The 26,598-nt window shown below is 72.4% G+C and carries 26 protein-coding genes; 10 read left to right on the top strand and 16 right to left on the bottom strand.

The features are described from left to right. The first annotated feature begins 1 nt into the window (after position 1). Positions 2 to 436 (top strand): GNAT family N-acetyltransferase, encoded by a 435-nt coding sequence (locus AB0B33_RS37285; RefSeq protein ID WP_360780848.1) that lies wholly within the window; start codon positions 2 to 4, stop codon positions 434 to 436. 79 nt (positions 437 to 515) lie between these two features. Here AB0B33_RS37285 and AB0B33_RS37290 read toward each other — a convergent pair whose 3' ends face one another. The 3 genes from AB0B33_RS37290 to AB0B33_RS37300 all read right to left on the bottom strand — a co-directional run bounded on the left by AB0B33_RS37290 (position 516) and on the right by AB0B33_RS37300 (position 4,677). Next, positions 516 to 1,691: an 8-amino-7-oxononanoate synthase gene (locus AB0B33_RS37290; RefSeq protein ID WP_360780851.1), complete on the bottom strand. Its 1,176-nt coding sequence runs from the start codon at positions 1,689 to 1,691 to the stop codon at positions 516 to 518. Positions 1,692 to 1,787: 96 nt separating this feature from the next. After that, the gene (locus tag AB0B33_RS37295) at positions 1,788 to 3,389 is read right to left on the bottom strand and encodes a DEAD/DEAH box helicase (RefSeq protein ID WP_247012777.1); all 1,602 of its coding nucleotides are present in this window, start codon (positions 3,387 to 3,389) and stop codon (positions 1,788 to 1,790) included. A 325-nt stretch (positions 3,390 to 3,714) separates the two neighbouring features. Beyond that, a complete protein-coding gene (locus AB0B33_RS37300; RefSeq protein WP_360780855.1) occupies positions 3,715 to 4,677 on the bottom strand; it encodes an RIO1 family regulatory kinase/ATPase in 963 nt (320 codons plus the stop codon). 271 nt (positions 4,678 to 4,948) lie between these two features. Here AB0B33_RS37300 and AB0B33_RS37305 point away from each other — a divergent pair, with 271 nt between their 5' ends. Continuing rightward, positions 4,949 to 6,481 (top strand): NAD(P)/FAD-dependent oxidoreductase, encoded by a 1,533-nt coding sequence (locus AB0B33_RS37305; protein WP_360780858.1) that lies wholly within the window; start codon positions 4,949 to 4,951, stop codon positions 6,479 to 6,481. A 6-nt stretch (positions 6,482 to 6,487) separates the two neighbouring features. Here the strand turns inward: AB0B33_RS37305 and AB0B33_RS37310 are convergent, their stop codons facing one another. Then, on the bottom strand, positions 6,488 to 7,375 hold the full coding sequence (locus tag AB0B33_RS37310; RefSeq protein ID WP_360780861.1) for an MBL fold metallo-hydrolase: 888 nt from the start codon (positions 7,373 to 7,375) through the stop codon (positions 6,488 to 6,490). Between the two features lie 82 nt (positions 7,376 to 7,457). Here AB0B33_RS37310 and AB0B33_RS37315 point away from each other — a divergent pair, with 82 nt between their 5' ends. Then, the gene (locus AB0B33_RS37315) at positions 7,458 to 8,309 is read left to right on the top strand and encodes a LysR substrate-binding domain-containing protein (protein ID WP_360780864.1); all 852 of its coding nucleotides are present in this window, start codon (positions 7,458 to 7,460) and stop codon (positions 8,307 to 8,309) included. Positions 8,310 to 8,328: 19 nt separating this feature from the next. Here AB0B33_RS37315 and AB0B33_RS37320 read toward each other — a convergent pair whose 3' ends face one another. Next, positions 8,329 to 8,883: a suppressor of fused domain protein gene (locus AB0B33_RS37320; RefSeq protein WP_247012767.1), complete on the bottom strand. Its 555-nt coding sequence runs from the start codon at positions 8,881 to 8,883 to the stop codon at positions 8,329 to 8,331. 84 nt (positions 8,884 to 8,967) lie between these two features. Here AB0B33_RS37320 and AB0B33_RS37325 point away from each other — a divergent pair, with 84 nt between their 5' ends. Continuing rightward, positions 8,968 to 10,038, top strand: a complete 1,071-nt coding sequence (locus AB0B33_RS37325; protein WP_360780867.1) for an FAD-dependent oxidoreductase — start codon at positions 8,968 to 8,970, stop codon at positions 10,036 to 10,038. Between the two features lie 92 nt (positions 10,039 to 10,130). Beyond that, positions 10,131 to 10,547, top strand: a complete 417-nt coding sequence (locus tag AB0B33_RS37330; RefSeq protein ID WP_360780871.1) for a GNAT family N-acetyltransferase — start codon at positions 10,131 to 10,133, stop codon at positions 10,545 to 10,547. On the opposite strand, the gene yaaA is transcribed toward AB0B33_RS37330, so the two are convergent. Continuing rightward, on the bottom strand, positions 10,534 to 11,280 hold the full coding sequence (gene yaaA, locus AB0B33_RS37335) for a peroxide stress protein YaaA (RefSeq protein WP_360780874.1): 747 nt from the start codon (positions 11,278 to 11,280) through the stop codon (positions 10,534 to 10,536). The two genes, AB0B33_RS37330 and yaaA, sit on opposite strands and share 14 nt — an antisense overlap. A gap of 55 nt (positions 11,281 to 11,335) precedes the next feature. Here yaaA and AB0B33_RS37340 point away from each other — a divergent pair, with 55 nt between their 5' ends. Next, a complete protein-coding gene (locus tag AB0B33_RS37340) occupies positions 11,336 to 12,289 on the top strand; it encodes a GNAT family N-acetyltransferase (protein ID WP_360780877.1) in 954 nt (317 codons plus the stop codon). 9 nt (positions 12,290 to 12,298) lie between these two features. On the opposite strand, the gene AB0B33_RS37345 is transcribed toward AB0B33_RS37340, so the two are convergent. Together AB0B33_RS37345 and AB0B33_RS37350 are read right to left on the bottom strand one after the other, a co-directional pair. After that, complete coding sequence (locus tag AB0B33_RS37345) at positions 12,299 to 13,201, bottom strand: 2-hydroxyacid dehydrogenase (RefSeq protein ID WP_360780879.1); 903 nt, start codon at positions 13,199 to 13,201, stop codon at positions 12,299 to 12,301. A gap of 38 nt (positions 13,202 to 13,239) precedes the next feature. Further along, positions 13,240 to 13,593, bottom strand: a complete 354-nt coding sequence (locus AB0B33_RS37350; RefSeq protein ID WP_360780882.1) for a VOC family protein — start codon at positions 13,591 to 13,593, stop codon at positions 13,240 to 13,242. Positions 13,594 to 13,715: 122 nt separating this feature from the next. Between AB0B33_RS37350 and AB0B33_RS37355 the strand changes: the two genes are divergently transcribed. Both AB0B33_RS37355 and AB0B33_RS37360 read left to right on the top strand, forming a co-directional pair. Next, the gene (locus AB0B33_RS37355; protein WP_360780885.1) at positions 13,716 to 15,464 is read left to right on the top strand and encodes a proline--tRNA ligase; all 1,749 of its coding nucleotides are present in this window, start codon (positions 13,716 to 13,718) and stop codon (positions 15,462 to 15,464) included. Continuing rightward, entirely contained in the window at positions 15,464 to 16,372 is a 909-nt protein-coding gene (locus AB0B33_RS37360; protein ID WP_360780888.1) for a hypothetical protein, read from the top strand. The genes AB0B33_RS37355 and AB0B33_RS37360 overlap by 1 nt, the downstream gene beginning before the upstream one ends. 206 nt (positions 16,373 to 16,578) lie before the next feature. Here the strand turns inward: AB0B33_RS37360 and AB0B33_RS37365 are convergent, their stop codons facing one another. Both AB0B33_RS37365 and AB0B33_RS37370 read right to left on the bottom strand, forming a co-directional pair. Continuing rightward, on the bottom strand, positions 16,579 to 18,702 hold the full coding sequence (locus tag AB0B33_RS37365) for a DUF2156 domain-containing protein (RefSeq protein ID WP_360780891.1): 2,124 nt from the start codon (positions 18,700 to 18,702) through the stop codon (positions 16,579 to 16,581). A 110-nt stretch (positions 18,703 to 18,812) separates the two neighbouring features. Then, positions 18,813 to 19,508 carry an HAD family hydrolase gene (locus AB0B33_RS37370; RefSeq protein WP_360780894.1) on the bottom strand — a complete coding sequence of 232 codons (696 nt, stop codon included), beginning with the start codon at positions 19,506 to 19,508 and terminating at the stop codon, positions 18,813 to 18,815. Between the two features lie 100 nt (positions 19,509 to 19,608). Between AB0B33_RS37370 and AB0B33_RS37375 the strand changes: the two genes are divergently transcribed. Continuing rightward, entirely contained in the window at positions 19,609 to 20,613 is a 1,005-nt protein-coding gene (locus AB0B33_RS37375; RefSeq protein ID WP_360780897.1) for an ABC transporter permease, read from the top strand. Here the strand turns inward: AB0B33_RS37375 and AB0B33_RS37380 are convergent. The 6 genes from AB0B33_RS37380 to AB0B33_RS37405 all read right to left on the bottom strand — a co-directional run bounded on the left by AB0B33_RS37380 (position 20,551) and on the right by AB0B33_RS37405 (position 25,784). Beyond that, positions 20,551 to 20,961: a secondary thiamine-phosphate synthase enzyme YjbQ gene (locus AB0B33_RS37380; protein WP_360780900.1), complete on the bottom strand. Its 411-nt coding sequence runs from the start codon at positions 20,959 to 20,961 to the stop codon at positions 20,551 to 20,553. The two genes, AB0B33_RS37375 and AB0B33_RS37380, sit on opposite strands and share 63 nt — an antisense overlap. 17 nt (positions 20,962 to 20,978) lie before the next feature. Then, the gene (locus AB0B33_RS37385) at positions 20,979 to 21,623 is read right to left on the bottom strand and encodes a response regulator transcription factor (RefSeq protein ID WP_125306195.1); all 645 of its coding nucleotides are present in this window, start codon (positions 21,621 to 21,623) and stop codon (positions 20,979 to 20,981) included. A 9-nt stretch (positions 21,624 to 21,632) separates the two neighbouring features. Then, on the bottom strand, positions 21,633 to 22,937 hold the full coding sequence (locus AB0B33_RS37390; protein WP_360780904.1) for a sensor domain-containing protein: 1,305 nt from the start codon (positions 22,935 to 22,937) through the stop codon (positions 21,633 to 21,635). 451 nt (positions 22,938 to 23,388) lie between these two features. After that, on the bottom strand, positions 23,389 to 23,589 hold the full coding sequence (locus tag AB0B33_RS37395) for a hypothetical protein (protein ID WP_086859936.1): 201 nt from the start codon (positions 23,587 to 23,589) through the stop codon (positions 23,389 to 23,391). A 7-nt stretch (positions 23,590 to 23,596) separates the two neighbouring features. Continuing rightward, complete coding sequence (locus tag AB0B33_RS37400; protein WP_360780906.1) at positions 23,597 to 24,706, bottom strand: acyl-CoA desaturase; 1,110 nt, start codon at positions 24,704 to 24,706, stop codon at positions 23,597 to 23,599. 10 nt (positions 24,707 to 24,716) lie between these two features. Further along, positions 24,717 to 25,784: an FAD-binding oxidoreductase gene (locus AB0B33_RS37405; protein ID WP_360780909.1), complete on the bottom strand. Its 1,068-nt coding sequence runs from the start codon at positions 25,782 to 25,784 to the stop codon at positions 24,717 to 24,719. 92 nt (positions 25,785 to 25,876) lie between these two features. Here AB0B33_RS37405 and AB0B33_RS37410 point away from each other — a divergent pair, with 92 nt between their 5' ends. Continuing rightward, the gene (locus tag AB0B33_RS37410) at positions 25,877 to 26,530 is read left to right on the top strand and encodes a TetR family transcriptional regulator (RefSeq protein ID WP_360780912.1); all 654 of its coding nucleotides are present in this window, start codon (positions 25,877 to 25,879) and stop codon (positions 26,528 to 26,530) included. Positions 26,531 to 26,598 lie beyond the last annotated feature (68 nt).

A 26,598-nucleotide genomic window follows, 5' to 3' on the forward strand; every position in this document is an offset into this window, starting at 1 on the left:
TATGCCGACCCTGCACGACGCGACCGGTCCCGGACTGACGGCCGCCCAGCTCCACGACATCCTCCGCCTGCGCGTGGACGTCTTCGTGGTGGAGCAGAAAGCCGCGTACCCCGAACTCGACGGCCGTGATCTCGCGCTCGACACCCGCCACCTGTGGTTCGAGACCCCGTCCGGCGTCGCGTCCTACCTCCGGGTGCTGCAAGACCCCGACAACGTCCGCCGCATCGGCCGGGTGGCGACGGCGGCGAACGCCCGCGGCCAGGGCCTGGCCGCCCGGCTGATGGACGAGGCACTGAAGATCCCGGGCGAGTACGTCCTCGACGCCCAGACGTACGTCCAGGGTTTCTACGCCCGCTACGGCTTCATCGCGGAAGGCGCGGAGTACACCGACGAGGACGGCATCCCCCACATCCGCATGCGCCGCTTAGCGCGCTGACTCGTTGCCACGCTGACTGCGGCGGCCCGGTCCGACTGCGGACCTGAAGTTCACCCGCTGCTCGAGCACCCTCGCGGCGTCAGGCGATCGCGCCCGGTGGGGCGGTCGCGGTGATCACCTTCACTGCGCGGTCCACGTCGGCCTCCGTGAGGTCGGCCCGCGCGGTCAGCCGTAGCCGCGAGATGCCGTCCGGCACCGACGGCGGCCGGAAGCACCCGACGCGGATGCCGTGCTCCGCGCAGGCCGCCGCCCACGCGACCGCCGTCTCGGCCGAAGGAGCCTGGACCGAGATGACGGCGGCGTCCGGCAGGCTCGCCTTCAACCCGGCCGCCTTCAACGACATCGCGAGGTTGCCGGCGTTCTCGACGACCTTCTCCGCCATGCCGGGCTCTTCCTTCAGCGCGTGCAACGCGGCCAGCGCGGCAGCCGCACTCGCCGGCGCCAGCGCGGTGTCGAAGATGAAACTGCGAGCCGTGTCCACGAGGTGCTTGATCACGCGCCGCGGCCCCAGCACCGCCCCGCCCTGTGCACCCAGCGACTTCGACAGCGTCAACGTCGTGACGACATCGGGCGCACCCGCGAGCCCCGCTGCGTGGACCGCGCCGCGGCCGCCTTCGCCGAGGACACCGAAGCCGTGCGCGTCGTCGACCAGCAGCGCCGCACCGTGCTCGCGGCAGATGCCGGCCAGCTCGCCGAGCGGCGCGAGGTCGCCGTCCACCGAGAACACCGAGTCGGTCACCACCAGCGCGCGCGGCTTGCGCCGGGTCGAGAGCGCGTGCTTGATCGCCGACGGCGTCGAGTGCGCGACCGCGGCGACGTCGGCGCGCGACAGCCGGCAGCCCTCGATCAGCGACGCGTGGATGTACTTGTCGGTGACGATCGCGGACTCGGCGCCCGACAGCGCCGTCACCGCCCCGAGGTTCGCGGCGAAGCCGGAGGAGAACACGAGCGCCGACTGCACGCCGCAGAACCGGGCGAGCTCCAGCTCGAGCTCGGTGTGCAGCTCGGTCGACCCGGTGACCAGCCGGGACCCGGTCGCGCCGGCACCCCAGCGGAGGGCGGCGGCCGCGGCAGCCCCGGCGACGCGCTTGTCGCGGGCCAGCCCGAGGTAGTCGTTGCCGGCCAGGTCCAGCTCGTCGACCCGCGCGGGACGCGGCCGCAGCTGCCGCACGAGCCCCGCGTTCGCCCGCTTCTCCGCCTCGACGTCGAGCCAGTCGAAAACCTCATCGGGCGGGGGCGTCGGCGGCGTAGTCACGTCCCGCAGTCTCCCATCCGCGATCCGCGTGCTCGTGTGGCGGGCCCTGGAAACGCCGGAAGCCCCGGACCGAGGTCCGGGGCTTCCTGGAGTGGATCAGCTGTCGTAGCCGCGACGCGGGCCACGGCTCGGGCGGCCGTAGCCACCGCCGTTGCCCGTCCGCGGCTGACGGGCACGGCCGCCGAAGCCGCCGGGGCGGCCTTCCCGGTGGCCGGAACCCTCACGCGCACCCTGGTACCCGCCACGGTCGCCACCGCGGTCACCACGGTCGCCGCCGTAGCTGCCCCGGTCGCCGCCGCGGTCGCGGTCGCCGCGGTAGCCGCCGCGACCCGAACCGCCGAAGCCGCGGTCGCCGCGGAAGCCACCGCCGCCACGACGCGGGCTCTCGCGCCGCCGCTCGATGACCGGCTCACCGCTGGGCTCGCGGGCACCGGTGATGCGGGACAGCGCGTCGTCACCCGGACGGACCATCGTGGACTCGGCGCGCACGCCGGCCCGGTCGGTCATCCGCTTGACCATCCGGCGCTGGTCGTTGGTGACGACCGTGACGACGACACCGGACGCCCCGGCGCGCGCCGTGCGGCCCGCGCGGTGGAGGTAGTCCTTGTGGTCGGCCGCCGGGTCGACGTGCAGCACCAGCGAGATGTCGTCGACGTGGATGCCGCGCGCGGCGACGTCCGTGGCGACCAGCACCGGGGTGTGGCCTTCCTTGAAGTCGGCGAGGACTCGGTTGCGCTGCCCCTGCGTCTTCCCGCCGTGCAGCGCCGCCGCGTTCACGCCCTGCTCACGCAGGCGCTCGGCGAGGCGGTCGACGTGGTGCTTGGTGCGGACGAACATGATCGTGCGGCCCTCGCGGGCGCCGATCTGCGTGATGACGTCCTGCTTGTCCTGGTGCGAGACCTGGAGCACGTGGTGGTCCATGGTCGTCACGCTCGCGGTCGACGGCGCGACCGAGTGGGTGACCGGGTCGGTCAAGTACTGCTTGACCAGGCGGTTGACGTCACCGTCGAGCGTCGCGGAGAACAGCAGCCGCTGCCCGCCCGCCGGGGTGAGGTCCATGATCTCGCGGACCTGCGGCATGAAGCCCATGTCCGCCATCTGGTCGGCTTCGTCGAGGGCGATGAAGTTGCAGTCGCCCAGGTTCGCGGTGCCCTGCCGGACGTGGTCCGACAGCCGCCCCGGGGTGGCGATCAGCAGGTCGACGCCACGGGAGAGCGCGTCCGCCTGCCGGGCGAAGGCCATGCCGCCGACGGCGGTGCGGCACCACAGGCCGAGCGCCCGGGCCAGCGGGGTCAGCGAGTCGGCGACCTGCATGGCCAGCTCGCGGGTCGGGACGAGGATCAGGGCGCGGGGGCGCTTCGGGCGGGCCTTGCCGCCGTCGAGCCGGGCCAGCATGGCCAGGCCGAAGGCGAGGGTCTTGCCGGAGCCGGTCTGGGCGCGGCCCAGCACGTCGCGGCCGGCCAGCGCGTCCGGGATGGTCGCGGACTGGATCGGGAACGGGCTGTTGATGCCCGCGTCAGCCAGCGCGCGGAGCAGCGGCTCCGGCAGGCCCAGCTGGGCGAAGGTCTTGGTGGCCACGGTCTCGACCGCGTCGTCGCGCAGCATGTCCCCACCGGCCGGGCGGGTGCGCGGCTTGTGGTCGGGACGGTCCGCGCGCGCGGACGTCGAGGTGTGGCCGGAATTGAACGTGACTGTCACAAATGCCTCTCGGACGCGGTTCGTCACAAGGGAGGCCCGGGCTGCCCGCGCGCAGGCAGGGCAAGATGGTGTGCGGTGGGCGTTCACAGGGACGGACCCGGCACACCGTGTCTTCGCTTGCCGACACTGCGCGCCGCATGGGATTTACGGATCACCGCGAGCCATTCGGTGGCTCTGGAGGCGACGGACACCAACTCATCCACGCCGCCGGTTGCGGTCTGTACATACTGTACCCGAGTCGGAGCTGGGACTTCGCATGGAGGTCACTGGTTGTGGGCGGCGTCGCAGACGTGTTCCGCGCCACAGCCGCGACGCCGCCCCGCGTTCACCCGAGCCCGGCGGCGGACAGGAGCTCCGCCAGCAGCTCGTCGGTGTTCGTCACGTGCTCGCCGAGCCCGCGGCCGTGGAACCAGCCCGCCAGGTTGCGCACGTCCCTGGCCAGGAACTCGGCGCCGCCGGGGTTGGCCACGACGTCGACGATCTGCGGCAGGTCGATCACCATCAACCGGCCCCGGTGCACGAGCACGTTGTAGGCCGAGAGGTCGCCGTGCGCGAGCCCCTCGGCGGCGAGCAGTTCGAGCGCCGCGGTGGCCTGGAACCAGAGGTCCTTCAGCTCCCCGGGCTCCGGGCGCGCCTGGGCGAGCCGCGGCGCCGCGGTTCCGTCCTCCTCCCCGAGGAATTCGAGGAGGAGTTCGGTCCCGTTGCGCTGCACCGGGTAGGGCACCGGTGCCCCGAGCGTCCACAAGCGACTCAGCGCGGCGAACTCCGCGACGGCCCACTGTTCGGCGATGAGGTTGCGGCCGAACGCCGTGCGGTGCTCGATCGCGCGCATTTCGCGGGAGCGGCGCATCCGCCGTCCTTCGAGGTAGCCCGCGTCGCGGTGGAACAGCTTGTGCTCGTCGCTTCGGTAGCGCTTCGCGGCGAGCAGCGTCCCGGGTGTGCCGGGCAACCCGCGCCGCAGCAGGTGGACGTCGGCCTCCTTGCCGGTCTTCAGGACGCCGAGGTCGGTGTCGACCGCGGCGAGCTCGGTGACCACCCAGTCCGGCCGGGGTCGCGGGCCGTGTTCGGCGTCGTCCCAGGTCGACCAGCGATCGGCGCCGTCGGGCAGCTGGTTTTCGGTGTAGGCGTCGTCGCGGAGCTTGGCGAGCCGGACGCGCTCGCCTGCGGTGAGCCGCCCGCTGCGCGTGGGCTCCGGGTCGTCGAACCGCCCGCGGCGCGAACGCGCTCCGCGACGGCGGGAAGGTTGGTCGTCGAAGTGGTCGAAGTCTTCGAAGTCGTGCTGGCGCACTGGTGGGGTTCTCCTCGATCAGGGATGCCCCACCGGGCGCGTGGTCAGCTCCAGGGGGCGAGTGGGCAAGGGCGCGAAAGGGCCCGGACATCCATCACGACAGGCACCTCCCCGCTCTTGCACACCGGCTCCCTGCCGGATGCGTTCAGCTTGCCGGACCGTTCCCCGGCCGCGCAACCGAATAGCGCGAACGGTCCGTTCGTGACGTTTCCTTGAATTCCGCCCGCGGCCGTGGCCACGATGAACCGGCAGGCAGAACGAGGGAGGGCAGATGGACGCGTACGACGTGGTGATCGTCGGCGGTGGGCACAACGGCCTGGTCGCGGCCGCGTACCTGGCGCGGGCGGGCCGGTCGGTGCTCGTGCTCGAACGGCGGGGAGAGACCGGTGGCGCCGCCGTCTCGTTCCGCGCGTTCGAGGGCGTGGACGTCCGGCTGTCGCGCTACTCGTACCTCGTCAGCCTGCTGCCGAAGAAGATCGTGGCCGACCTCGGCCTCGACGTGGAGCTGCGACGGCGCCGGATGTCGTCGTACACCCCGTCGGGCGGCTCCGGTCTCCTTGTCGACACGGGCGACGACGGCCGGACGGCTGCGTCGTTCCGGGCGCTCACCGGGTCCACCTCGGACTTCGCGGCCTGGCAACGGTTCTACGAGCTGACCGGGCGCGTCGCCGGGCGCGCGTTCGGCACGCTCACCGAACCACTGTTGTCCGAAGTGGACTTCCGCGAACGCATCGGCGACGCCGATGCGTGGTCCTCGCTGTTCGAACGGCCGATCGGCGAAACGCTCACGTCGTGGTTCGGCCACGACACGGTGCGCGGCGTGGTGCTCACCGACGCGCTGATCGGCACGTTCGCCCCGGCGGGCGACGAGGACCTGCGGCAGAACCGGTGCCTGCTCTACCACGTGATCGGCAACGGCACCGGCGACTGGGACGTCCCGGTCGGCGGCATGGGCGCGGTCACCGGTTCGCTCGCGGCGGCCGCGGCCGCCGCGGGTGCGCGCCTGGTGACCGGTGCGGAGGTGCTCTCGGTGGACCCCGGCGGAGAGGTGCGGTACCGGCGTGACGACGCCGAGCACGTCGCCGTCGGAGGGCACATCCTGGCCAACGTCGCGCCGTCCACGCTGGCGAGGCTGCTGGGCGAGGAGCCGCCGAGCCTGCCGGAAGGCGCGCAGCTGAAGGTGAACATGGTGCTCTCGCGGCTGCCGAGGCTGCGTGACCCGGACGTCGACCCGGCCGAGGCGTTCGGTGGCACCTTCCACGTCAACGAAACCTTCATACAACTGGAGGCGGCGTACCGCGAGGCGGCAGCGGGAAGGATCCCCACGCTGCCGCCGTGCGAAATCTATTGCCACTCGTTGACGGATCCGTCCATCCTCGGCCCGGCCGAACGCGCGGCCGGCGCGCACACCCTCACCTTGTTCGGCCTGCACATGCCGGCGCGGCTCTTCGAGGGGCGCAACGAAGAGGCGCGGGAAGCGGCGTTGCGCGCGACGCTCGCTTCTCTGAACAGCGTGCTGGCCGAGCCGATCGAGGACTGCCTGCTGTCCGCTCCGGACGGGAAACCCTGTGTGGAAGCCAAAACCCCGCTGGACCTGGAAGCCGAGCTGGGTCTGCCGGCGGGGCACATCTTCCACCGGGACCTTTCCTGGCCGTTCGCGGAGGATCCGGCCCAGGCCGGCCGCTGGGGCGTGGAAACACCGCACGAACGCGTTCTGCTGTGCGGCGCGGGAGCCGTGAGAGGAGGTGGTGTGAGCGGCATCCCCGGCCACAACGCGGCGATGGCGGTTCTCGGCGTCCGGTGATCCGGGTCAGGCGTCGTGTTCGGTGCACAGACACGCGACGCCCGGCTCGATCCACTCCCGGCCCGCCCATTCCGGGTGCCGTTCGACGAGCAGCGAGCGGACCTCGGCGACGACCTCGTCCACGCCCATCGCCGAGTCCCGCCGAAGCCAGGTCTCGTCCCGCAGTTCCCGCAGGTAGTCACGGACGTCGGTGAGTACGGCACCGCCGCCGACCTCTCCGTGCCCGGGAACCACCACGCGGTGCCCGGCGGCGGCCAGCCGGTCCAGGACGGCGAGCCAGCCCACGCCCGAGACGTCGGCGTCGTGCGGCGGGAACCACGGGAAGATCGCGAACTGCCCGGTTTCGGCCAGGTCGCCGGTGAACAGGATGCCGGCGTCCGGCACCTCGACGACCTGGTCGCCCTTGGTGTGGCCGCGGCCGGTGGGGCGCAGCCGGACGGTCCGGCCGCCGAGGTCGAGGTCGTACCCGTCGTCGAAGACGAGGTCGGGCACCGGCACCCGGACACCGTCGAGGCGGCGGGCGACCACCTCGCCCAGGCCCCGGAACATCTCCAGGTAGCCCGGGCCCTTGGTGGTCAGGTCGTCGGCCTGGGCGCGGTTGACCAGGTAGGTCGCCTCGCCGGCGAACACCTGGGCGCCGAAGGCGTGCTCGGGGTGGAAGTGGGTCGTGGTCAGGTACAGGCGACGGCCCTTCGCCACCTCCGTGGCGAAGGCGAGCACCTGCTCCGCGTTGGCGGTGCCGATGCCCGTGTCGACGACGAGGACGGCTTCCGAGCCGCCCACGACGCCGATGTTGGGCACCAGGTCGACCCGGCGGTTGGGGATCACCAGCAGGTCCGGGGCGATCTCGTCGGCGCCGTCGACGTGCACGGCGGGATCGGTCAGTTCGGTCATACCCCGATTCGACCGCCGCCGGTGCACGGGCGTCCAAGACCGGTTCGGTGGTGCCGATACCGGATGACTATCGTCGCCGGTCATGGAGCTGCGCACGCTGCGGTACTTCGTGGCCGTCGCCGAAGAACTCCACTTCGGCCGGGCCGCCGCGCGGCTGCACATGAGCCAGCCGCCGCTGAGCCGGGCGATCAAGCAGCTGGAGCGCGACGTCGGTGCCGTGTTGCTGCTGCGCTCGGCCACAGGGGTCACGCTCACCCCGGCCGGTGCGGCGCTGCTCGCGGAAGCACGGTCCCTGCTCGACCAGGCCGACCGCGCCCGCGTGCGCGTGGCCGCGGCGGCGGGCGAAGCGGTGCTCACCGTCGGCCTCCTGGGCGACAGCACCGACCCGCACGCGGTCCGGCTCGCCGACGCCTACCGGCAGCGGCACCCGGACGTCGAGGTCCGCGTGCGCGACACCGACCTGACCGACCCGACCTGCGGCCTGCGCGCGGGCCTGGTCGACGTGGCGCTGACCCGCGCGCCCTTCGACGAGACCGGCCTCGCGGTGCACGAGCTGCGGACGGACCCGGTCGGCGCGGTCCTGCGCGCCGACGACCCCTTGGCCACGCGCGACCGCTTGGACCTGGCCGACCTGGCCGGCCGCCGCTGGTTCCGCTTCCCGGACGGCACCGACCCGCGGTGGCAGTCGTACTGGCACGGCGGCGAACCCCGGGAGGGCCCGGTGGTGCGCGCGGTCCAGGAATGCCTGCAGGCGGTCCTCTGGAACGGCACCGTCGGACTGACCCCGCTCGGGCACCAGCCGGCCGGCGACCTGGTCGTGGTGCCGCTGCCCGCGATGGCGCCCAGCCGGGTGGTCATGGCGTGGCAGCAGGGCACCACCAACCCGCTGGTCCACTCGTTCGCCCACCTCGCGACGGCCGCGTACCGCACCTGAGCGTCCTTGCGGCTCCGTCCTAGATCACCGGGGGGCGGCGGACGTCGTAGAGGTCCCAGTCCAGCTGCCAGAACGCGTCGATGCCGTGCTCGCGGATGAACTTGCGTTCGGCGTCGTGCACCGGGTAGCAGCCGGCGATGCTGATCGGGGCGCCGCCGACGTCGATCAGCGTGTACTGGTGCGCGTCGAGGCCCGCGGGTGCGGAGACGGCGAACGCCGTCATGGCGGACTCCTCGGCGATCGGCTGGCCGAAGTCGATGGTGTCGCCGTAGACGAACGGGCAGGTGCCGCGCAGCTGCTCGGCGAGGTAGCCGATGGCCAGGGCCCACGTCGGGTCGTCGGACCGGACGCTGATCCACAGCTCCGGTCTCATGCCGTGCCAGTCCGGGTGCTCGGCCAGCGAAAGCCCGTAGGTCGCGCCGGTGAGGTAGCGCGGTTCCGGTTCGTCGGCGTAGACGAACGCGATGACGTCGTCGAGCCCGTCGTGGGTCGACGCGATCGGCTGCAGGCGGGGTTCGCTGGTCCCGGTCAGGGTGTCGAGATGGGCGACATACCGCTCGGCACGGCTGGGCATGGCGCGCAGCATACGACCGACCGGGCGGCCGTGCGGGACAATCCCGCTGGCTCGGGCGCGGCATGTTCGGGCAGGGTGGAAACCATGCGAGTGCTCGTGATCGGAAGCGGAATCGGCGGCGCGGCGACGGCTTGGCACCTGGCGCGCCGCGGTGTGGAAGTGGTCGTGGCGGACGCGGCGCGGCCGGGGACGGCGACCGAAGCCGGTGCCGGGATCGTCAGCCCGTGGACGTCGCGGTGGGAAGACGCGGTGTACCCGCTCGCCTCGGCCGCCGGCCGGTACTACCGCGAATTCGCCGCGGAGCTCGAGGGTTCGTCGTTCGAGGTCGTCGGCGGGATGATCGTGTCGGCCGACGAGGCCGAACTCGACGAGGCACAGGAACGGCTGGCGAAGCGGGCGGCGGACGCGCCGGAAGTCGGCGAGGTCCGCCGGCTCGACCCGGCGCAGGCCCGCGAACTCTTCCCGGCGCTGGCGCCCGGGCTGGCCGCGGTGCACCTGAGTGGTGCGGGCCGCGTCGACGGGCACGAACTGCGCCGCGCGCTGCTGCGCGACGCCGAACGCCACGGCGCGAAATTCGTCGAAGGGGAGGTCGCGTTCCGGGCCGACGGCACGGTCGCGGGTGAGGCGGGACTGCTGGCGGCGGACAGCGTCGTGGTCGCGGCCGGCGCGTGGAGCCGCGATCTGCTGGCGCCGCTGGGCATCGATCTGCCGGTGACGCCGCACCGCGGCCAGATCAGCCACTTCGACCTGCCGGGCACGGACACGGCGGCGTGGCCGGTGGTGCTGCCGCGCACCAGCCACTACCTGCTCGCGTTCGGCGGCGGCCGGGTCGTCGCGGGCGCGACTCGCGAGGCGGAGGCCGGCTTCGACTACCGCGTCACGGCCGCCGGGCAGCGTGAGGTGCTGGACAACGCGCTGGCGGTCGCGCCCGGCCTCGCGGACGCGACGCTTTCGGAGACCCGGGTCGGCTTCCGCCCGGGCACGCCGGACGGCCTGCCGATCCTCGGCTTGCTCCGTCCCGGGCTGGCCGTTTCGACGGGGTTCGGCGCGGGCGGGCTGACGAACGCGCCGTTCGCGGGCAAGCTCGTCGCGGCGCTGGCAGTGGGGGAGGACCCGGGCTTCGACCTGACGCCGTTCAGCCCGGATCGCTTCTGAACGGCCACCGCCTCCGCCCAGCGAAGGAGGCGGACCTCGCCGCGCTGCTCACGATCCTCGACGGCGCCGTCTCGTGGCTCGGCTCGCAGGGATTGGACCAATGGGCGGGAGCGCCGTGGCGCGCCGACGAGCTGCGGCCGGGCCTCGCGACCGGTGCGCTGCGGGTGGCGGAAACCGCGGGGCCGGCGCCGGTGCCGGTCGCGACCATGACTCTCGGCGAAGAAGCGGCGTCGTTCTGGCGTCCGGCTGACGAGCCGGCCGCCGCGCTGTACGTCAGCCATCTCGCGGTCGACCGCGCTGCTGCTGGGCACGGGGTCGGGGCGTGGTTGCTCGACGAAGCCGCGGAGGAGGCCGCGCGGCGGGGCAAGCGGTGGCTGCGGCTCGACGCGTGGAAGAGCAATGCCCGCCTGCACGCCTACTACCGGCGGTCGGGCTTCCGGCTGGTGCGGATCGCCGACGGGGCCGGCGGTTCCGGCGCCCTGTTCGAGCGGGCCGTCAGCCTTCTGTGACCAGTTCGAGCGCGTGCTCGCCCGTGCGCTCGACGACCAGGCCCGCCTTCGTGATGACCTTCGCCAGCTGGTCCACAGTGGACGGTTCGGCGCGGGTGGCGGCCAGTACGTGCGCCAGATGGCCTTTGTACGCCTTGTTGAAGTGGCTGACCGTCACGCGTTCGCCGCGGGCGTTCTCGGTGACCACGCGGACCGTCACCGCGTCCGGGCGGAGCTTGGCGAAGGCCGAGTACGTGCCGGAACGCAAGTCCACGACCAGGCCTTCGACCGCTTGCAGCACCGGCTCGAGGACCGGCTTCCAGTGGCCGCGGACGGTGCCGAGGGAAGGCAGGGAGTTGCCGCCCGACAGGCGGTACGCCGGGATCGGATCGGTCGCCGAGACCACGCCGAACAGCGAGGACGTCACCGCCAGGCGGCGGTGGGCCTTCTCCAGGCCCGCTTTCGTGAAGCTCTTCACATCGAGTGCGTCGTAGAGGACGCCGGTGTAGCGGCGCAGGGCCGGCATCGTCGGGGACGTCCAGAGCTCGGCGTTGCGCGCGACCTCCCCGGCCTGGCGCTCGGTGAGGCCCAGGGTCGCGAGGCTGGCCGGGACGTCGGCGGCGAGCTCGACCAGCGCGTCCGCGAGCTTCGCGCGCGCCGGGTTCAGCTCGGGGAACGACAGCGCGCCGAGGTCGAGGGGGCCGCCGCGGCCGCCGTCGGCTTTGGTCTCTGAAGGGGGGAGGAGGACCAGCACGGTCCGAGCGTAAATCGGGGTGCGCGGGCGCCGCCGTCCGGCCTAGCCTCCCGGCATGGACCTGACCTGGCGCCCGTTGACGCTCGCCGACGTTCCGGCGCTGACCCGCCTGTACGCGGCGGCCGAGGAAATCGACCGGACGGGTGAGCACTTCAGCGAGGAAGACCTCCGCGAGGAGCTGGAAGGTCCCAGCATCGACCTGGCCCGCGCCACGACCGGCGCCTTCGCGGGCGACCGGCTCGTCGGGTACGGCCTGATCCGCCGCCGTGACGCCGCCGACCCCGTGCACATGATCCGGCTCCAGTCGATCGTGCACCCGGACCACCGCGACGACGTCCTCGGCGCGCACCTGGCCGAGTGGTTCTCGCGGACGAGCCGCGAGGTCCACGAGCGTGCCTTCCCGGGTGCGCCGCTGGAGCTGCACCACGGTCTGCACGAGAACGAGCGCTGGATCGCCGGGGTGCTCGCCGGAGCGGGCTACCGGCATCGCCGGACGATGGTGACCATGCGCGTCGGGCTGGCGGACCTGCCGCCGCAGCCGCCGTTGCCGGACGGTTTCGAGGCGGTGCCGTTCGGGTTCGAGCACGACCGCGCCGTCCTGGACGCGCGCAACGACACGTTCGCCGACCACTGGGGCAGCACGCTCTACGAGCCGGAGGCGTGGCGGCACCTGGTCACCGGCTCGAAGGACTTCCGGCCGGACCTGTCGTTCCTCGTCCTCGACGGGGAGAAGGTGCTCGCGTTCGTGCTGAGCCACTTCTACGCGTCCGACGCCGCCGCGACGGGCGTCCGCGAGCTCAACGCCAGCTGGGTCGGAACGCGCGAAGCGCTGCGCGGGCGAGGGGTCGCCTCCGGCCTGCTGGGCCACACGCTCCGAGCCGCGAAGGCCGCGGGGTTCGACCGGTCGGCGCTCAACGTCGACGTCGACAACGCCCACCGGGCGCTCGGTGTCTACGAGCGGTGCGGGTACCGCGTCGCCGAAGAGTGGTACGTGTACGTGCTGGCGTGAGCCGGAGCCTCAGTGCTCCACGAGGTTGAGGAGTTCCTCACCCTGCACGTACCGCCGCAGCTGTTCGGCCGCCAGTGTCTTCGCGCGCGGGTAGAAGGACGCCGAGCCGCCCGCGATGTGCGGGGTGATCACCACGCCCGCAACAGTCCACAGTGGATGGTCGGCGGGCAGGGGTTCCGGGTCGGTCACGTCGAGGCCCGCGCGCAGCCGGCCGGTGCGGGTCTCCGCCACCAGCGCGTCGGTGTCGATCGCCGTGCCGCGGCCGACGTTCACCACCAGGGCGTCGTCCGGGAGCGCCGCCAGCTCCGCGCGGCCGACGAGGCCGCGGGTCGCCGGCGTGTCCGGCAGGATCAGCACCACGATGTCGGCGTGCGGCAGCAGCTCCGGGAGCTCGGCGACGCCGTGGACGTCTTCGTCCGGACGCGGGCGGCTCGCCACCCTCGTCACCACCGCCTCCGCCGCCACGAGCTGGCGCTCGATCGCCTGCCCGATCGAGCCGTGGCCGAGCAGGAGGACACGGCTGTCGGCCAGCGACCGCGTGTGCTCGCGCACCCACTCGCCCCGCGCCTGCTGCGCGAACCAGCGTGGCAGGTCCCGCTGGGCGGCGTGGATCAGCGCGAGGGCGTGCTCGGCGACGCTCAGGTCGTGCAGCCCGCGCCCGTTCGCCAGCCGGACGGCCGGGGGCAGCAGCGGCACCAGTGCCTCGACCCCGGCCGACAGCGACTGCACCACCCGCAGCGCGGGCAGGTCCTTGATCAGCTTCGGCGGCTCGGGCCCGCGGTCGTAGGGCAGCACGTAGAACTCGACGTCGGCGAGGCCGTCCGGCACCGCCTCGCCGCCGTCGTAGTACGCGGCCTCGACCCCTTCCGGCACCTCGATGTCGGTCCAGGGCAGCAGTACGCGAGCGCTCATGCCGCCTTTCTACCCGCTCGCCGGGCGCCGCCGCGCGCTCAGTGCTCACCTCCCGAAACGCAGAACTCGTTGCCCTCGGGATCGGCCAGCACCGTCCAGGTCAGGCCCGGTGCCTGGTGCACCGCGAGCTCCTTCGCACCCAGCCCCACCAGGCGTTTCACCTCGACTTCGTGATCGTCGCCGCCGAAGTCGACGTGCACCCGGTTCTTGCCCGCCCTCGGCTCCGGGACCCGCTGCAGCGCCAGCGGGAGACCGCCCTCGGCGGGCGCGAGGATGAGGAACTCGCCCGCGTAGTCCTGCGCGACCGTCGTCTCGAGCGCCGCCGTCCAGAACTGCGCCAGACCGCGCGGGTCCGCGCAGTCGATCGTGATCATGCCCATGTGGATCGCCATGCCCCGAAGCTAGCGGCGACCTCCGACGAAAACGGCCGCCGAGTAACCCGTTGGAGTCACGGCGGGGTGAGTGACTACCCTGAGCGGGACTTTCACACCCGCCCGGCGCAGGGAGCCCCGCAGTGATCACCAGGACTTCGTCGTTGTTCCTTCGCACGTTGCGCGAGGATCCGGCGGACGCCGAGGTACCGAGCCACCGGCTCCTGGTACGCGCCGGCTACGTCCGCCGGGTCGCCCCGGGCGGGTACTCCTGGCTGCCGCTGGGCCTGCGGGTGCTGCGGCGCGTCGAGAACGTCGTGCGTGACGAGATGAACGCCATCGGCGCGCAGGAGATCCAGTTCCCCGCGCTGCTGCCGAAGGAGCCCTACGAGGCGACCGGCCGCTGGACCGAGTACGGCGACAGCCTCTTCCGCCTCAAGGACCGCAAGGGCGCCGACTACCTGCTCGGCCCGACGCACGAAGAGCTCTTCACGCTGACGGTGAAGGGCGAGTACAGCTCGTACCGCGACTACCCGGTCACGCTGTACCAGATCCAGACCAAGTACCGCGACGAAGCGCGCCCCCGCGCCGGCATCCTGCGCGGCCGTGAGTTCGTCATGAAGGACTCCTACTCCTTCGACCTCGACGACGAGGGTCTGGAGCGCTCCTACCAGGCCCACCGCGACGCCTACACGAAGCTGTTCGACCGCCTCGGACTCGAGTACGTCGTCGTGAAGGCGACGTCGGGCGCGATGGGCGGCTCGGCGTCCGAGGAGTTCCTCGCGGTCGCCGAGACGGGCGAGGACACCTACGTCCGCAGCACGGACTCGGGCTACGCAGCGAACGTCGAAGCCGTCGTGACGCCCCCGCCGCCCGCGCAGCCGATCGAGGGCCGCCCCGAGGCGCAGGTGCACCACACGCCGAACACGCCGACCATCGAGTCGCTGGTGAACTTCCTCAACGCGGCCGGGCTCGGCCGCGAGTTCACCGCCGCGGACACGCTGAAGAACGTCATGCTCAAGACGCGCCAGCCGGGCGCGAAGGAGTGGGACCTGGTCTGCGTCGCGGTCCCGGGTGACCGCGAAGTGGACATGAAGCGCCTCGAAGCGTCGCTGGAGCCCGCCGAGGTGGCGCTGCTCGAAGAGGCCGACTTCGCGAAGAACCCGTTCCTGGTCAAGGGCTACATCGGCCCGAAGGCGCTGCAGGACAACGGCGTGCGCTACCTCGCCGACCCCCGGATCGTCTCCGGCACCGCCTGGGTCACCGGCGCCGACAAGGTCGACCACCACGTCGTCGACCTGCTGGCCGGCCGCGACTTCACCCCGGACGGCACGATCGAGGCCGCCGAGGTCCGCGAGGGCGACGCGTCGCCGGACGGCCAGGGCACCCTGGTCGCCGCGCGCGGCATCGAGATCGGGCACATCTTCCAGCTGGGCCGCAAGTACGCGGACGCGTTCGAGCTGGACGCGCTGGGCCCGGACTCCAAGCCGATCCGGATCACGATGGGCTCGTACGGCGTCGGCGTCTCGAGGCTGGTCGGCGTGCTCGCCGAGCAGAACCACGACGACCTCGGCCTGATCTGGCCGCGCGAGGTGTCGCCGTTCGACGTGCACGTCGTCATCGCGGGCAAGGACGACGCGGTGCGCGCCGGCGCCGAGAAGATCGCCGCCGAGCTGGACAACGCCGGTCTGGAGATCATCCTCGACGACCGCAAGGCCACGCCCGGGGTCAAGTTCGCCGACGCCGAGCTGGTCGGCGTGCCGACCATCCTCGTGGTCGGGCGCGGCCTGGCCAACGGCGTCGTCGAGGTCAAGGACCGGCGGACGGGCGAGCGCGAGGAGATCGCGGTCGACGCCGTCGTCGAGCACCTGGTGAAGCTCGTCCGGTCCTGATGGCCCGGTTCCACCGGCGATCCGACGACCCGACGCCGGGGTACGAGGACAACGCGGCGCTCCGCGGGTTCGGCGGTTACGAACCCGCGGACGCGCCGGAGGTCCAGCGCGCGCGGCCGAAGCGGATCCGCCCGGCCGCGAAGCCGCTGAAGTGGCGGCGGGCGCCGTGGTTCGGCCTGGTGTTCATCGCGCTGGTCGCCGGGGTGCTCAACGCGCTGGGCGTCGGCAAGCCGCATGACGCGTCCTCGACGCCGTCGCCGCGTTCGCCGGTGGTGGTCACGCCCTTGCCGCGCGCAGCGGTTCCGCCGGCGGTCACGGGCTGGCAGTCGGTGGCCGGCCGCGACGGTTCCTACGCCTACGACGTCCCGCCGAACTGGAAGCCCGAGCCCGGCACGCTGCACGGCTGGGAGCAGACCGGCGCGATCCCGGGGCTCCGCCTGATCACGAGCGCGTTCCTGGGCGAGCACTTCTGCGGCACCAGCGACCTCGGTGGCGCCGGCGTGTCCACGGAGCCGCTGACCGATCTCGACGCGGCGGCCCGGAAGGCGGTCACCGACGTCGGGGTCAGCGCGTTCAGCCCGGTCGACGGTCCGCTTGCCGCGGTGACCGCCGGCGCCGGGACCGACGCGCAGCTCACGAAGGCCGACGGGACGAAAGCGCCGGCGCGGATCGTCGTCGCGGAAGTCGTCCCCACGGAAACGGGGGAGTGCGCGGCGAAGCACGCGCTCGTGGCGGCGATGGCGTTCGGCGGGGACTCGGGGACGGCCGGGATCGTGGTGGCGTACGCGGACAGCGACCGGGGTGGCCCTTCGGTGCGTGACGACCTGGTCGGGATCGTGCGGAGCTACCGGTTCGTGCCGGCGGCGGACCGCGGCACGACGACTCCGCCGCCGACCACCTACCGCTAGCCGGAATTCGGCGAGCCGCTCGCATGGGCGGTGACGCGGACAGACGGCTCACACGGATCCGGAACTGCGCGAGCGGTAGGAGCAGGCGGCGAAGGTCACCGCGTGGACCGGGGCGGGCGAGGACGACGGCACCGTGCTGATGGCCGTCGCCGACGCCGAGGCGGTCCACCACGTCATCGTCTCGTTCGACCGCTGCCCCCTGCGGATCAGCGTGCCCGAGAGCTGCTGACCAGCTTCGCCAGCTCCCGCAGGCGGACGTCCGGCAGGTACGCCCGGCTCAGCGCCAGGCCGATCCGGGGGAGGTCGGCTTCGTCGCGGAACGCCAGGTACAGCGGGACGTGGCGCGGCTGGAACTTCGCCTTGAACGCGTGCAGCGACCGGAAACCGTAGTACGGCTCCATCACGCGGCCCAGCGACTCCAGTGCCCGGTCCACCGGCCGCGCGGAGCCGGAGCCGCTGCGGGCCAGGGGTGCGCCGGACAGCGAGACGAACCGCGCGCCCTCTTCCCGGAACGCCAGGCAGGCCGAGGCGATGAGGAACTCCATCACCGGGCGGAAGCCGTGGGCGCTGCGGCGCATGACGTCGAGCGTCCAGCCGCCGATCTTGCCCGCGCCGGTGTGGACCGGGAGCCACGACGTCACGCCGTGGACGGTGCCCTCCGCGTCGACCGCGAGGCCGACCCGGGTGGCCGGGTCCATCGCCTCGTCGAGCCCGCCGAGCGTGAAGCCCATCTCCGGCATGCCCTTGTCGGCGATCCACTCCTCCGAGAGGGCCCGGACCTGGGCGAGGATGGGTTCCGGCTGGTCGGCCAAGCGCACCAGCCGGAAGTCGATCTGCTGCTTGGCGGCCTTGTTCAGCGCGGATCGGACGTCCTGCCACGCCTTGCCGCGGAACTCGAGGCCCTCGAGGTCCAGCACGTTGTCCTCGGCGACCTGGACGTGCTGCCAGCCCTGTTCGCGCGTCGCCGCGACGGTGGCCTCCGTCGCCGAGAACACGCACGGCACCAGGCCGGAGTTCTCGCACATCGTGGTGAACTCGGTGACCGTGGCCGCCGCGGTGCCGTCCGGTGCGATCGGGTCGCCGAGCGCGACCGCAACCCCCGCGTGCCGCCGGTAGGCGAGGTAGGACCGGCCGTCCTCACGGACGAAGTAGGTGTTGCGCGGCCAGGTCGTCATCCACGACAGCGTGCTGCCGCCGTGGTGGCCCAGGAGCGTGCGGGCCAGCGCGGGCCCCGGGCCCTGCGCGTGGCGCCGCAGCCGGCGTCGCGAAGGCACGCGGAAGGCGTGGCGGGCGGCGATCAGGACGCCCAGCTCGACCGTCCACAAGAGATTGTCGACGAAGAACAGCGGCAGGCCCTCGGTGTCGTAGTCCCCGCCGAAGACGTCGGCCAGCCCGACGAGCGTGGCGACGGCGAGCCCTTGCAGCGTCACGAAAGCCGACAGCGCGACGGCCCAGCGCCACGCGACGCGCCCACCCCGGCGCAGCCCGTTGAGCATCGGCACCACGAGCACCACCAGGACCGCCAGCTCCGGCGCCGACAGCGAAACTCCCTCGGCCGAGCCGAACGGGCCGTCGCCCGGCACGAGGAACATTACGATCTCGGCGACGGTGAGCAGCAGCAGCCCCGCGACGGCCAGCAGCCGCCATTCCCGCAGGTTCGGGCCCGTCGTTTCCTCGGCGCGGTGCCGGCCGACGAGCCGCTTGCCGAGCGGGATCGCGAGCAGCAGCGCGAAGAAGTGCACGAGGTCGGCCAGGGTGCCGACGTAGACGATCGCGACGCCGGCGTACACGCACAGCCCGGCCCGCAGCCGCAGCGCCCACGGCGGCCGCAGCGTCGCGCTGGCGACCGCGACCGCGGCGAGCGCGCCGCCGGAGAACCCGACGTCGAGGCTGCCCGCGACCCGCTCGGCCCACAGCCAGCCGGAGTTGCGGCACAGCGCGAGGAACTGGGTGGCGACGAGGACGGAGGCGAGCTGGCCGCCGATGGTCACGGCCATCGTCCGCCGCGTGCCCAGCTGCCACTCGGCGAAGCCGGCGAAGAGCGCGAAGCTGCCGACCATCGGGAGGTAGTACCAGGGGATGACGGCGAAGAACGGCCCGGTGAGCATGGTCCACCACCGGCCCGCTTCCAGCGACGGCAGGCCGTAGGCGATGAACGGGTAGGCCGCGCGGTCTTCGGCCGCGCTCCAGAGCGCGCCGGACGCGACGGCGAGCACGAGCATGGCGGCCGTGACGCTGCTGGTGAACGGCAGCCGCTCTCTGAGCACCGCGACGGTCCCCCGGACGCGTCCCCCTCCGGCGAGCTTCCCCGCCGCCCCTGTTTGAGTCATGGGAAGAGTCTGTCGAGCGGTGGCGCCCGTGGACATCGGGCATGGGGACGAGATTTCCCCTAGGGGAGTCGTCCTTTCGACTGAGGGGTTTCCCCCTCCTCAGGAGGATGTCAGCGGAGGACGGCGGCCCGGACGGCGTCGGTGTCGGCCAGGTCCGGCAGCACGGTGTGCGCGCCCGCCGCGGACAGTTCCCCGGCGGAGAAGTGGCCGGTCGCGACGGCGACGGAGACCGCGCCGTTGTCCAGCGCGGCCTTGACGTCGTTGGGGGTGTCGCCGATGACGACGACCTCGTCGGCGTCGAACTCGGTGCCGTGCTTGGCCGCCGCCAGCCCCATCGCGTGCGGGACCAGGTCCGGGCGGTGCACCGAGAGCGTGCCGTAGCCGCCGATCTCCAGGTCGAGGTGCTCCTGGAGGCCGAACGCGGCGAGCTTGTGCCGGGAGATCTCCGGCAGGTTGCCGGTGACCAGCGTCTGGACGACGCCGTCGTGCCCAGCGAACGCGGTCAGCGCCTCGGCCGCGCCCGGCAGCACGCGGGCCTCCACCGGGAAGCGGTGCGCCGCGCGTTCGGACTCCGCGACCAGGGCCTTGAACAGCGCCTCGATCGTCTCCGGCGCGGCCTCGAAGCCGTTCGCGGTGAGCAGGTCGGTCGTCGTGGCGAGCTCCGTGCGGCCCCCGAACACCGGGTTGACGCGCAGGGTGGCCCCGGTCGCGGCGGTGAACGCCGTCGCGTACCAGGCCGAACCCAGCTCGGTGAAGTCCACGAGGGTGTGGTCGATGTCCCAGAGCACCAGCCGCTTCTTCGTCACGGGATCGAGGCTACCGGGGTCGCTATTCAACACGTGTTGACTTCTGAGGTGAGGACATCGTAGCTTGAATTCAACAAGCGACGAATAACTGGAGGTTGTCATGACCGGTCCTGTCCGGCGCCCCGCCGGGGCGCTCGCCCTGGTCGCCGCCGCGGCCGGCGCGCTGGTGGCGGTGGTGCTCGGGTTCCTCACCTTCGGCGCGCAGGCCACCGTCGCGCCCGACGGCGTCCCGGTCGCCGTCGCCGCACCGCCCGAAACCGCCCAGCGCCTCGCCGCGCACGGCGGGGGCCAGCTCGCCTGGACCGTCGCGACCCGGGCCGAAGCGCGGCAATTGCTGGCGGACAAGAAGGTCTACGGCGTGCTCGAACTGGCGCCGGGCCCGGTCGCCACGGTCGTGACGTCGGGCGCGGTCAACCCGGCGGGCACGCAGGTCGCGCAGCAGGCGCTGACCGGCGCCGCGACCGCGCTGGCCGGGCCGCCGAAGCAGGAGGTGCTGCACCCGGTGAGCCCGGCCGGGCGGACCGCGCCGCTGGCCGCGTCCGCGCTGACCTGGATCGGCGCGCTGGTCGCCGGCCTCGGCCTGACGCAGCTGGCGAAGCGGACCGGCCGCGAGATCGGCGCCGGAGCGCGGTTCCTGCAGGTCGTCGCAGTCGGCGTGCTGCTCACGGCGGCGGTGGCCGGGTTCTTCGCGCTGTGGGACTCCGCGCTCCCGCTGGACGCCGGCGTGCTCGGCTTCGTCCTCCTCGCGGCGACGGCGTTCGCGGCGGTGCAAGCCGGGCTGCTGCGCCTGCTCGGCCTGCGCGCGATGGCCGTGCTCGGTCCGCTCTACCTGGTCGCGCCTGCGGTCGCCGGCCAGGTGCCGGAGCTGCTGAACCCGGCCTACCGCGCGCTGCTGTGGTCGTGGACGCCGTTCCGCTTCCCGGCCGAGGGACTGCGCAGCCTGCTGCAGGGCGTGCCGGGCGCGCCCGACGTCACCACCGGGCTCTGGGTGCTGGGTGCCCTGCTCGCCGCGGGCCTGCTGGTGACGCTGTGGCCGGCCCGCTCAGCCCGCCAGGAGGCTGAACCGCACCCGGCGGACCGGGTTGTCGAGGTTGGTGTCCACTAGGCAGATCGACTGCCAGGTGCCCAGCGCGAGCACGCCGCCGAGCACCGGGATCGTCGCGTAGGGCGGCACCAGCGCCGGGAGCACGTGGTCACGGCCGTGACCCGGGGTCCCGTGCCGGTGCCGCCAGCGGCCGTCGCGGGGGAGGAGCTCGTCGAGCGCGGTCAGCAGGTCTTCGTCGCTGCCGGCGCCGGTCTCCAGGATCGCCAGCCCGGCGGTGGCGTGCGGGACCCAGACGTGCAGCAGCCCGTCGGTCGCGTCGGCGTCGCGCAGGAAGGTCTCGGCCTCGTGGGTGAGGTCGTGGACGACGGCTTCGGAGCCGGTGCGGACCTCGATCTCGGTGGAGTACATGACTCCCAGCGTAAGGCTCAGGAGTCCAGGTAGCGCAGCACCGCGAGCACCCGGCGATTGTCCCCTTCGGACGGTGGCAGGCCGAGCTTGCCGAAGATGGACGTCACGTACTTCTCCACCGAACCGGCCGAGAGGAACAGCTTCGCCGCGATCGCGGAGTTCGACCGGCCTTCGGCCATCAGGCCCAGCACTTCGCGTTCCCGCGGGGTGAGGCCGCCGAGCGCGTCGGTCTGGCGCGTCGCGGAGAACAGCTGGCTGACGACTTCGGGGTCGAGCACCGTTTCGCCGTCGGCGACCCGGCGCAGCGCGTCGAGGAAGTCCGACACCTCCGCGACGCGGTCCTTCAGCAGGTAGCCGACGCCGCCGGCGCGGTCGGCCAGCAGCTGGGCGGCGTACTTCGTCTCGACGTACTGGGAGAACAGCAGGATCGCGCAGCCGGGGAGCTCACCGCGCAGGGCGATCGCGGCCCGCAGGCCTTCGTCGGTGTGCGTCGGCGGCATCCGGATGTCCACAATGGACACGTCGGGGGTGTGGCTCTCGACGGCGGTCCGCAGCGCGTCGGCGTCCTTCACCGCGGCGACGACTTCGTGGCCGCGGAAGGTCAGCAGCTCGACGAGACCCTGGCGCAGGATGGTGGAGTCCTCCGCGATGACGATCCGCATGCCGCGACCCTAGCGGGGCAGCGGCACCCGTGCGATCACTTCGGTCGGACCACCCACCGGGCTCGTGACGGCCAGCTCGCCGTCGACCGTCCGCAGCCGTTCGGCGACGCCGGCCAGCCCGCCGCCCGGCACGATCCGGGCGCCACCGGTCCCGTCGTCGCGCACGCGCAGCCAGAGGACGTCGCGCTCCTCGGTGACTTCGACGGACGTCGTCCCGCCGTGCTTCGCGGCGTTCGTGAGCAGCTCGGCGGCGCTGAAGTAGACGATCGTCTCCAGCGACGGCGGCGGGCGGCGCGGCAGGTGCACGGTGACCCGCGCGTCGATCCCGGACGTCGCGACGAGCGTGGCGAGCGCGACGTCGAGCCCGGCGTCCAGAGCGGGCGGGTGGATGCCGCGGGCGAGGTCGCGCAGCTCGGTCAACGCCTGCTTCGCGTTGGCGTGCGCGGCGGTGACCAGCTCCTTCACCTGGGGCAGGTCGGCGCCTTCCAGCTCTTCCTTGGCCAGCCCGAGTTTCATCGACAGCGCGACGAGCTGCGCCTGGGCGCCGTCGTGGAGGTCGCGTTCGATGCGCCGCAGCCGGAGAGCGGCGTCCTCGACCGCGGTCGCGCGGCTCGCCTCGAGGTCGCGGACCCGTTCGGACAGCACGCGTTCGCCGAGCAGGCCGACGACGAGCAGCCGGTCGAGGGCGGTGAAGGCGTGGGTCACCCACGGAAGCACCACGAGCACCAGCAGTCCCGACGCGGACCAGGCGAGCGCGCCCGCCCAGTGGTCGGCCCGGATGCCGAAGGTCGGCAGCTCCCGTTCGCCGAGCGGGAACCAGAAGAGGGCGAAGCTCGACGCGGCCACGCCGTAGACCGTCGCGGAGCCCACGGCGAGCAGGCCGGCGAAGGTCAGCGGGAGGCGCAGCAGCAGGTAGCCGGCCGTGCGCCAGCCCGCGGGGTCGCCGACGCGGGCCTTCACCCAGCTCCAGAGCCCGGGCTTCAGTTCGGGACGGCGCGGCGCGGGGACGCTGACGCCGAGCAGGGCTTTCGCCAGGCCGCGGTGGGCGGCGCCGAGGGCGCGGGCGTAGAGGAGCGCGCCGGCGAGGACGAGGAAGCCGAGCAGGACCGGCGTCAGCCAGAGGCCGGCGATGACGACGATGACGAAGGTGAAGAGGGCGAACAGGCTGAGCGGGCCGGCGAGCCACAGCCAGGCGTACTCGGCCCAGAAGTCCCGCGCGGCGAGGGGGCCGAAGACCCGGCGGAGCGGGTGGGGACGGGGCAGGTCGAGGCTGGTCACGCGTTCAGTTTCGCCGGGGTGGGGAGCGTTGCCCATCCGGTTTTCCCCCGGGGCGGACTCGGGGAAGCGCCCGGGTTGGGGCCGGTTCGGATGTTGTGAACGGGTCGTTCACGGCGTCTGGTGACGTGAAAGGGTCGTTCATGACGTCCGGGGCCCGGCTCTCCGCGGTCGGCGAGGCGGCTCGCTCGCGTCGCGAATGAGTCATTCGCGACCTGCGCGGCGAGCGGAGGTGGCCCGGTGCGGATGACCGGGCTCGCGGGGCGCCGCGCTTGCCGTTGCGGTGGGGCGTGGAGCGGTGGTCCGCAGACGGGTCGGTTCGGCGGCCGGCCGAGGAAATCGCGGAAGCCGGCGCGGACGAGCGGTGCCCGCGGGGGCGCCCCCCGTCTTCCACGCTACCGGGGACCACCGACAGTTCCGGACCGCGAAAGCCGTGAAGGCCACCTTGAGGAACGCTGGGTTCCTCGAGGTGGCCTTCACGAACGTCGGGTCACGGGGTGTCCGGGTCGTCCTCCCGGGCGCGCTGCGCGGCCTCGCGCATCTCGATGACGTCCGTGAGCCAGTCGCCCGTTTCGCGGGCGATGTCGCGGATCGCGCCGGTGATGATCGACGCTATGTTGCCGACGTGCGTCGCGGCCGATTCGGTGATCACCTGCAGGGTGTCCTTGTCTCGTTCGAACTGGCCCACCATGTCACCCTCACGCTGCTCGGAGCTGCCGGTCGGGTTCCACGGTAGTCGGCGACGGCGAAGTCTGCGGGAGAGCCAGCTTCACGATCTTCTTGGCGACCGACCAGAGCTGCTTGTGCAGCGGCCCCGTGTGGTACGGCAGGCCGTACTTCTCGCAGATCGCGCGCACCTCGCCCGCGATCTGCGGGTAGCGGCGCGCGGGGATGTCCGGGAACAGGTGGTGCTCGATCTGGTGGGACAGGTTGCCGCTCATGATGTGGAACAGCGGGCTGCCCGAGATGTTCGCCGAGCCGAGGATCTGGCGCAGGTACCACTGGCCGCGCGACTCCGAAGCCGTCTCCTCTTCGGTGAAGCTCTCGACGTCGGCGGGGAAGTGGCCGCAGAAGATGATCGCGAACGCCCACAGGTTGCGCGTCAGGTTGGCCGTCGCGTTGCCGAGGAACGTCAGCGGCGCCAGCGGACCCGTCAGCAGCGGGAAGAGGACGTAGTCCTTGCCGACCTGCCGGGACGCCTTCCGCAGGATCTTCTTCAGGACCGGCACGTTGTCGGCCCACGACCGCTCGCCCTTGACGACGTTCTCGACCTCGAGGTCGTGCAGCATCACGCCCCACTGGAAGAACAGCGCCAGCAGCGTCGCGTACACCGGGTTGCCCAGGTAGTACGGGTGCCACTTCTGGGCGGTGTCCATCCGCAGGATGCCGTAGCCGACGTCGCGGTCCTTGTCGACGATGTTCGTGTACGTGTGGTGGATGTAGTTGTGCGAGTGCCGCCAGTTCTCCGCCGGCGCCACGGTGTCCCACTCGAAGCGCTGCGAGCTCAGCGCCGGGTCGCGCGTCCAGTCGTACTGGCCGTGCATGACGTTGTGGCCGATCTCCATGTTGTCGAGGATCTTCGCCACCGACAGCGCGCCGACGCCGGCGAGCCACGCGGGCGGGAAGAACCCGGCGAACAGCAGCGCCCGGCCCGCGACCTCGAGCCCGCGCTGGGTCTTGATGACGTTGTGGATGTAGTCGACGTCCTCCTGGCCGAGGTCGTCGACGATCCGCTGGCGCAGCGCGTCGAGCTCGCGGCCGAACTCCTCGACCTGGTCCGGGGTCAGCCGGTCCTGCAGTCCCGTCATGGCAGTCTCCTCACGCGTCGATCTCGACGTCCCCGACGGGGACGGAGATGCAGAGCTGGATTTCTTCGTCTTCGTCGCCGGAGATCTCGCCGGTGCGCGCGTTGCGGACGCGCCCGGCGGTCTTGAGCTGGGTGCAGGAGAAGCAGATGCCCATCCGGCAGCCGTGCTCCGGCGAGAGCCCGGCCTCCTCGGCCTGCTCCAGCAACGGCTTCCCCGAATTCGCGCACTCCCGGCCACTGCGCTTGAAGCGCACCTGGCCTTCCGCGTTCGCCGTGTCGAAGGTCAACGCCGGCGGCGTGAACTCTTCGGTGTGCACGCGTTCACCGAGCTCTTCGCGCACCGCGTCCATCAGCGGCTTCGGGCCGCAGACGAACGTCTCCGCGTCGCGGAACCACGGCGCCACCTGGTCGAGGTGCGCCGGGGAGAAGAAGCCGCGCAGTTCGCCGCCCTCGGTGTGGGTGTGGGCGTGCACGACCCGCAGGCCAGGGTGCCGCGCGGCGAGCTCGGCCAGTTCGGTGCGGTAGAGCGCGTCGGCCGGGCCGTTCGAGTACTGCACGAACACGATCTCGCCGGTGTGGCCCTCGTCGACCAGGGTGCGCGCCATGGCGAGCACCGGCGTGATGCCGCTGCCGCCCGCGATCAGCAGCACGCGCTCCGGCCGGGTGGCGGGCAACGTGAAGCCGCCGTCCGGAGTGGACAGGTTGACGACCGAGCCGACGCCGAGCGCGCGGTTGAGGTGCCCGGACACCAGGCCCTGCTCCTTGACCGTGAACTCCAGTTCGCCGTCGTACTGCGAACCGCACGGCGAATAGCACCGCGTGCGCCGGACGCCGTCGATCTCCACCTGCACGCGGACGTACTGGCCGGCGGTGAAGCCCGGCCACGCGCGGCTCGGCCGCACGGTGAGGGTGACGCTGTCCGGCGTCTGCTTGCGCACCGCCGTGACCAGCCCGCGGATCTCGCGGCGGACCAGCATCGGGTCGACGAGCTCCAGGTACCGGTCCATCCCGTGCGGCGTCAGCAGGGCCTCGGCCAGCGAGGCGAGGCTGCGCACCCGCCGGGGGATGAGCGCCGTCATCTCGTCCTCCTCGATTACAGTGAACGACTGTACACTGAACAGTGCACTGCAGGAGTGGAGCCGCTGTCAACGCGGAGAGGCGAGGATGTGACGTGAGCAACGCGGTGGACATCCGTACGCTGGTGGACGTGTCAGAGGAGCCGGTGAGCCGCCAGGAGCGCAAGCAGCGCACGCGCCAGGCGTTGCTGGACACCGCCTTGGACCTGCTGGCGGACCGCCCGTTCGCCACGCTTTCCCTGCGCGAGGTCGCGAAGGGCGCGGGCCTGGTGCCGACGGCGTTCTACCGGCACTTCGCCACGATGGAGGAACTCGGCGTCGCGCTCGTCGAAGAAGCGACGCGGACGCTGCGCGGCATGATGCGCTCCGCCCGCACCGACCCGGACACCTACCAGGGGATGATCAGCGCCTCGGTGGCCACCGTGCACCAATTCGTGCGCGCGAACGAGGACCATTTCCGGTTCCTGACCCGCGAGCGCTACGGCGGCGGGCCGCTCGCCCGCGCCATCGCCGTCGAACTGCGCATGTTCTCCGGCGATCTGGCGATCGACCTGGCCCGGTTCGCGCCGCTGCGGTCGTGGAGCACCGAAGACCTGCACATGCTGGCCGACTTGATCGTTTCCGTGATGATCACGACGACCGTCGAACTGCTGGAAGCCCGCCCAGGTGAAGACGCGAAAATCACCGGAACGGCGGAAAAACGGCTGCGGTTGATCCTGCTCGGCATCCCGCACTGGAAAACTCGCTGAACGTTTCCCGCACGACGTTCGTATTTCCCGGCAGAACCCCGAGACTTGCGACTCACGTCACTGGGGAC

Source organism: Amycolatopsis sp. NPDC049159 (genome assembly GCF_040648295.1).
In the GTDB taxonomy this organism is placed as follows: Bacteria; Actinomycetota; Actinomycetes; order Mycobacteriales; family Pseudonocardiaceae; genus Amycolatopsis; species Amycolatopsis pretoriensis_A.

Excerpts from the sequence above, each read along its gene's own strand:
- AB0B33_RS37285 (WP_360780848.1), top strand. The coding sequence starts at position 2 with ATGCCGACCCTGCACGACGCGACCGGTCCCGGACTGACGGCCGCCCAG.
- AB0B33_RS37305 (WP_360780858.1), top strand. The coding sequence starts at position 4,949 with ATGGACGCGTACGACGTGGTGATCGTCGGCGGTGGGCACAACGGCCTG.
- AB0B33_RS37310 (WP_360780861.1), bottom strand. The coding sequence starts at position 7,375 with ATGACCGAACTGACCGATCCCGCCGTGCACGTCGACGGCGCCGACGAG.
- AB0B33_RS37315 (WP_360780864.1), top strand. The coding sequence starts at position 7,458 with ATGGAGCTGCGCACGCTGCGGTACTTCGTGGCCGTCGCCGAAGAACTC.
- AB0B33_RS37320 (WP_247012767.1), bottom strand. The coding sequence starts at position 8,883 with ATGCCCAGCCGTGCCGAGCGGTATGTCGCCCATCTCGACACCCTGACC.
- AB0B33_RS37325 (WP_360780867.1), top strand. The coding sequence starts at position 8,968 with ATGCGAGTGCTCGTGATCGGAAGCGGAATCGGCGGCGCGGCGACGGCT.
- AB0B33_RS37340 (WP_360780877.1), top strand. The coding sequence starts at position 11,336 with ATGGACCTGACCTGGCGCCCGTTGACGCTCGCCGACGTTCCGGCGCTG.
- AB0B33_RS37345 (WP_360780879.1), bottom strand. The coding sequence starts at position 13,201 with ATGAGCGCTCGCGTACTGCTGCCCTGGACCGACATCGAGGTGCCGGAA.
- AB0B33_RS37350 (WP_360780882.1), bottom strand. The coding sequence starts at position 13,593 with ATGGCGATCCACATGGGCATGATCACGATCGACTGCGCGGACCCGCGC.
- AB0B33_RS37360 (WP_360780888.1), top strand. The coding sequence starts at position 15,464 with ATGGCCCGGTTCCACCGGCGATCCGACGACCCGACGCCGGGGTACGAG.
- AB0B33_RS37365 (WP_360780891.1), bottom strand. The coding sequence starts at position 18,702 with ATGACTCAAACAGGGGCGGCGGGGAAGCTCGCCGGAGGGGGACGCGTC.
- AB0B33_RS37375 (WP_360780897.1), top strand. The coding sequence starts at position 19,609 with ATGACCGGTCCTGTCCGGCGCCCCGCCGGGGCGCTCGCCCTGGTCGCC.
- AB0B33_RS37380 (WP_360780900.1), bottom strand. The coding sequence starts at position 20,961 with ATGTACTCCACCGAGATCGAGGTCCGCACCGGCTCCGAAGCCGTCGTC.
- AB0B33_RS37385 (WP_125306195.1), bottom strand. The coding sequence starts at position 21,623 with ATGCGGATCGTCATCGCGGAGGACTCCACCATCCTGCGCCAGGGTCTC.
- AB0B33_RS37390 (WP_360780904.1), bottom strand. The coding sequence starts at position 22,937 with ATGGGCAACGCTCCCCACCCCGGCGAAACTGAACGCGTGACCAGCCTC.
- AB0B33_RS37395 (WP_086859936.1), bottom strand. The coding sequence starts at position 23,589 with ATGGTGGGCCAGTTCGAACGAGACAAGGACACCCTGCAGGTGATCACC.
- AB0B33_RS37400 (WP_360780906.1), bottom strand. The coding sequence starts at position 24,706 with ATGACGGGACTGCAGGACCGGCTGACCCCGGACCAGGTCGAGGAGTTC.
- AB0B33_RS37405 (WP_360780909.1), bottom strand. The coding sequence starts at position 25,784 with ATGACGGCGCTCATCCCCCGGCGGGTGCGCAGCCTCGCCTCGCTGGCC.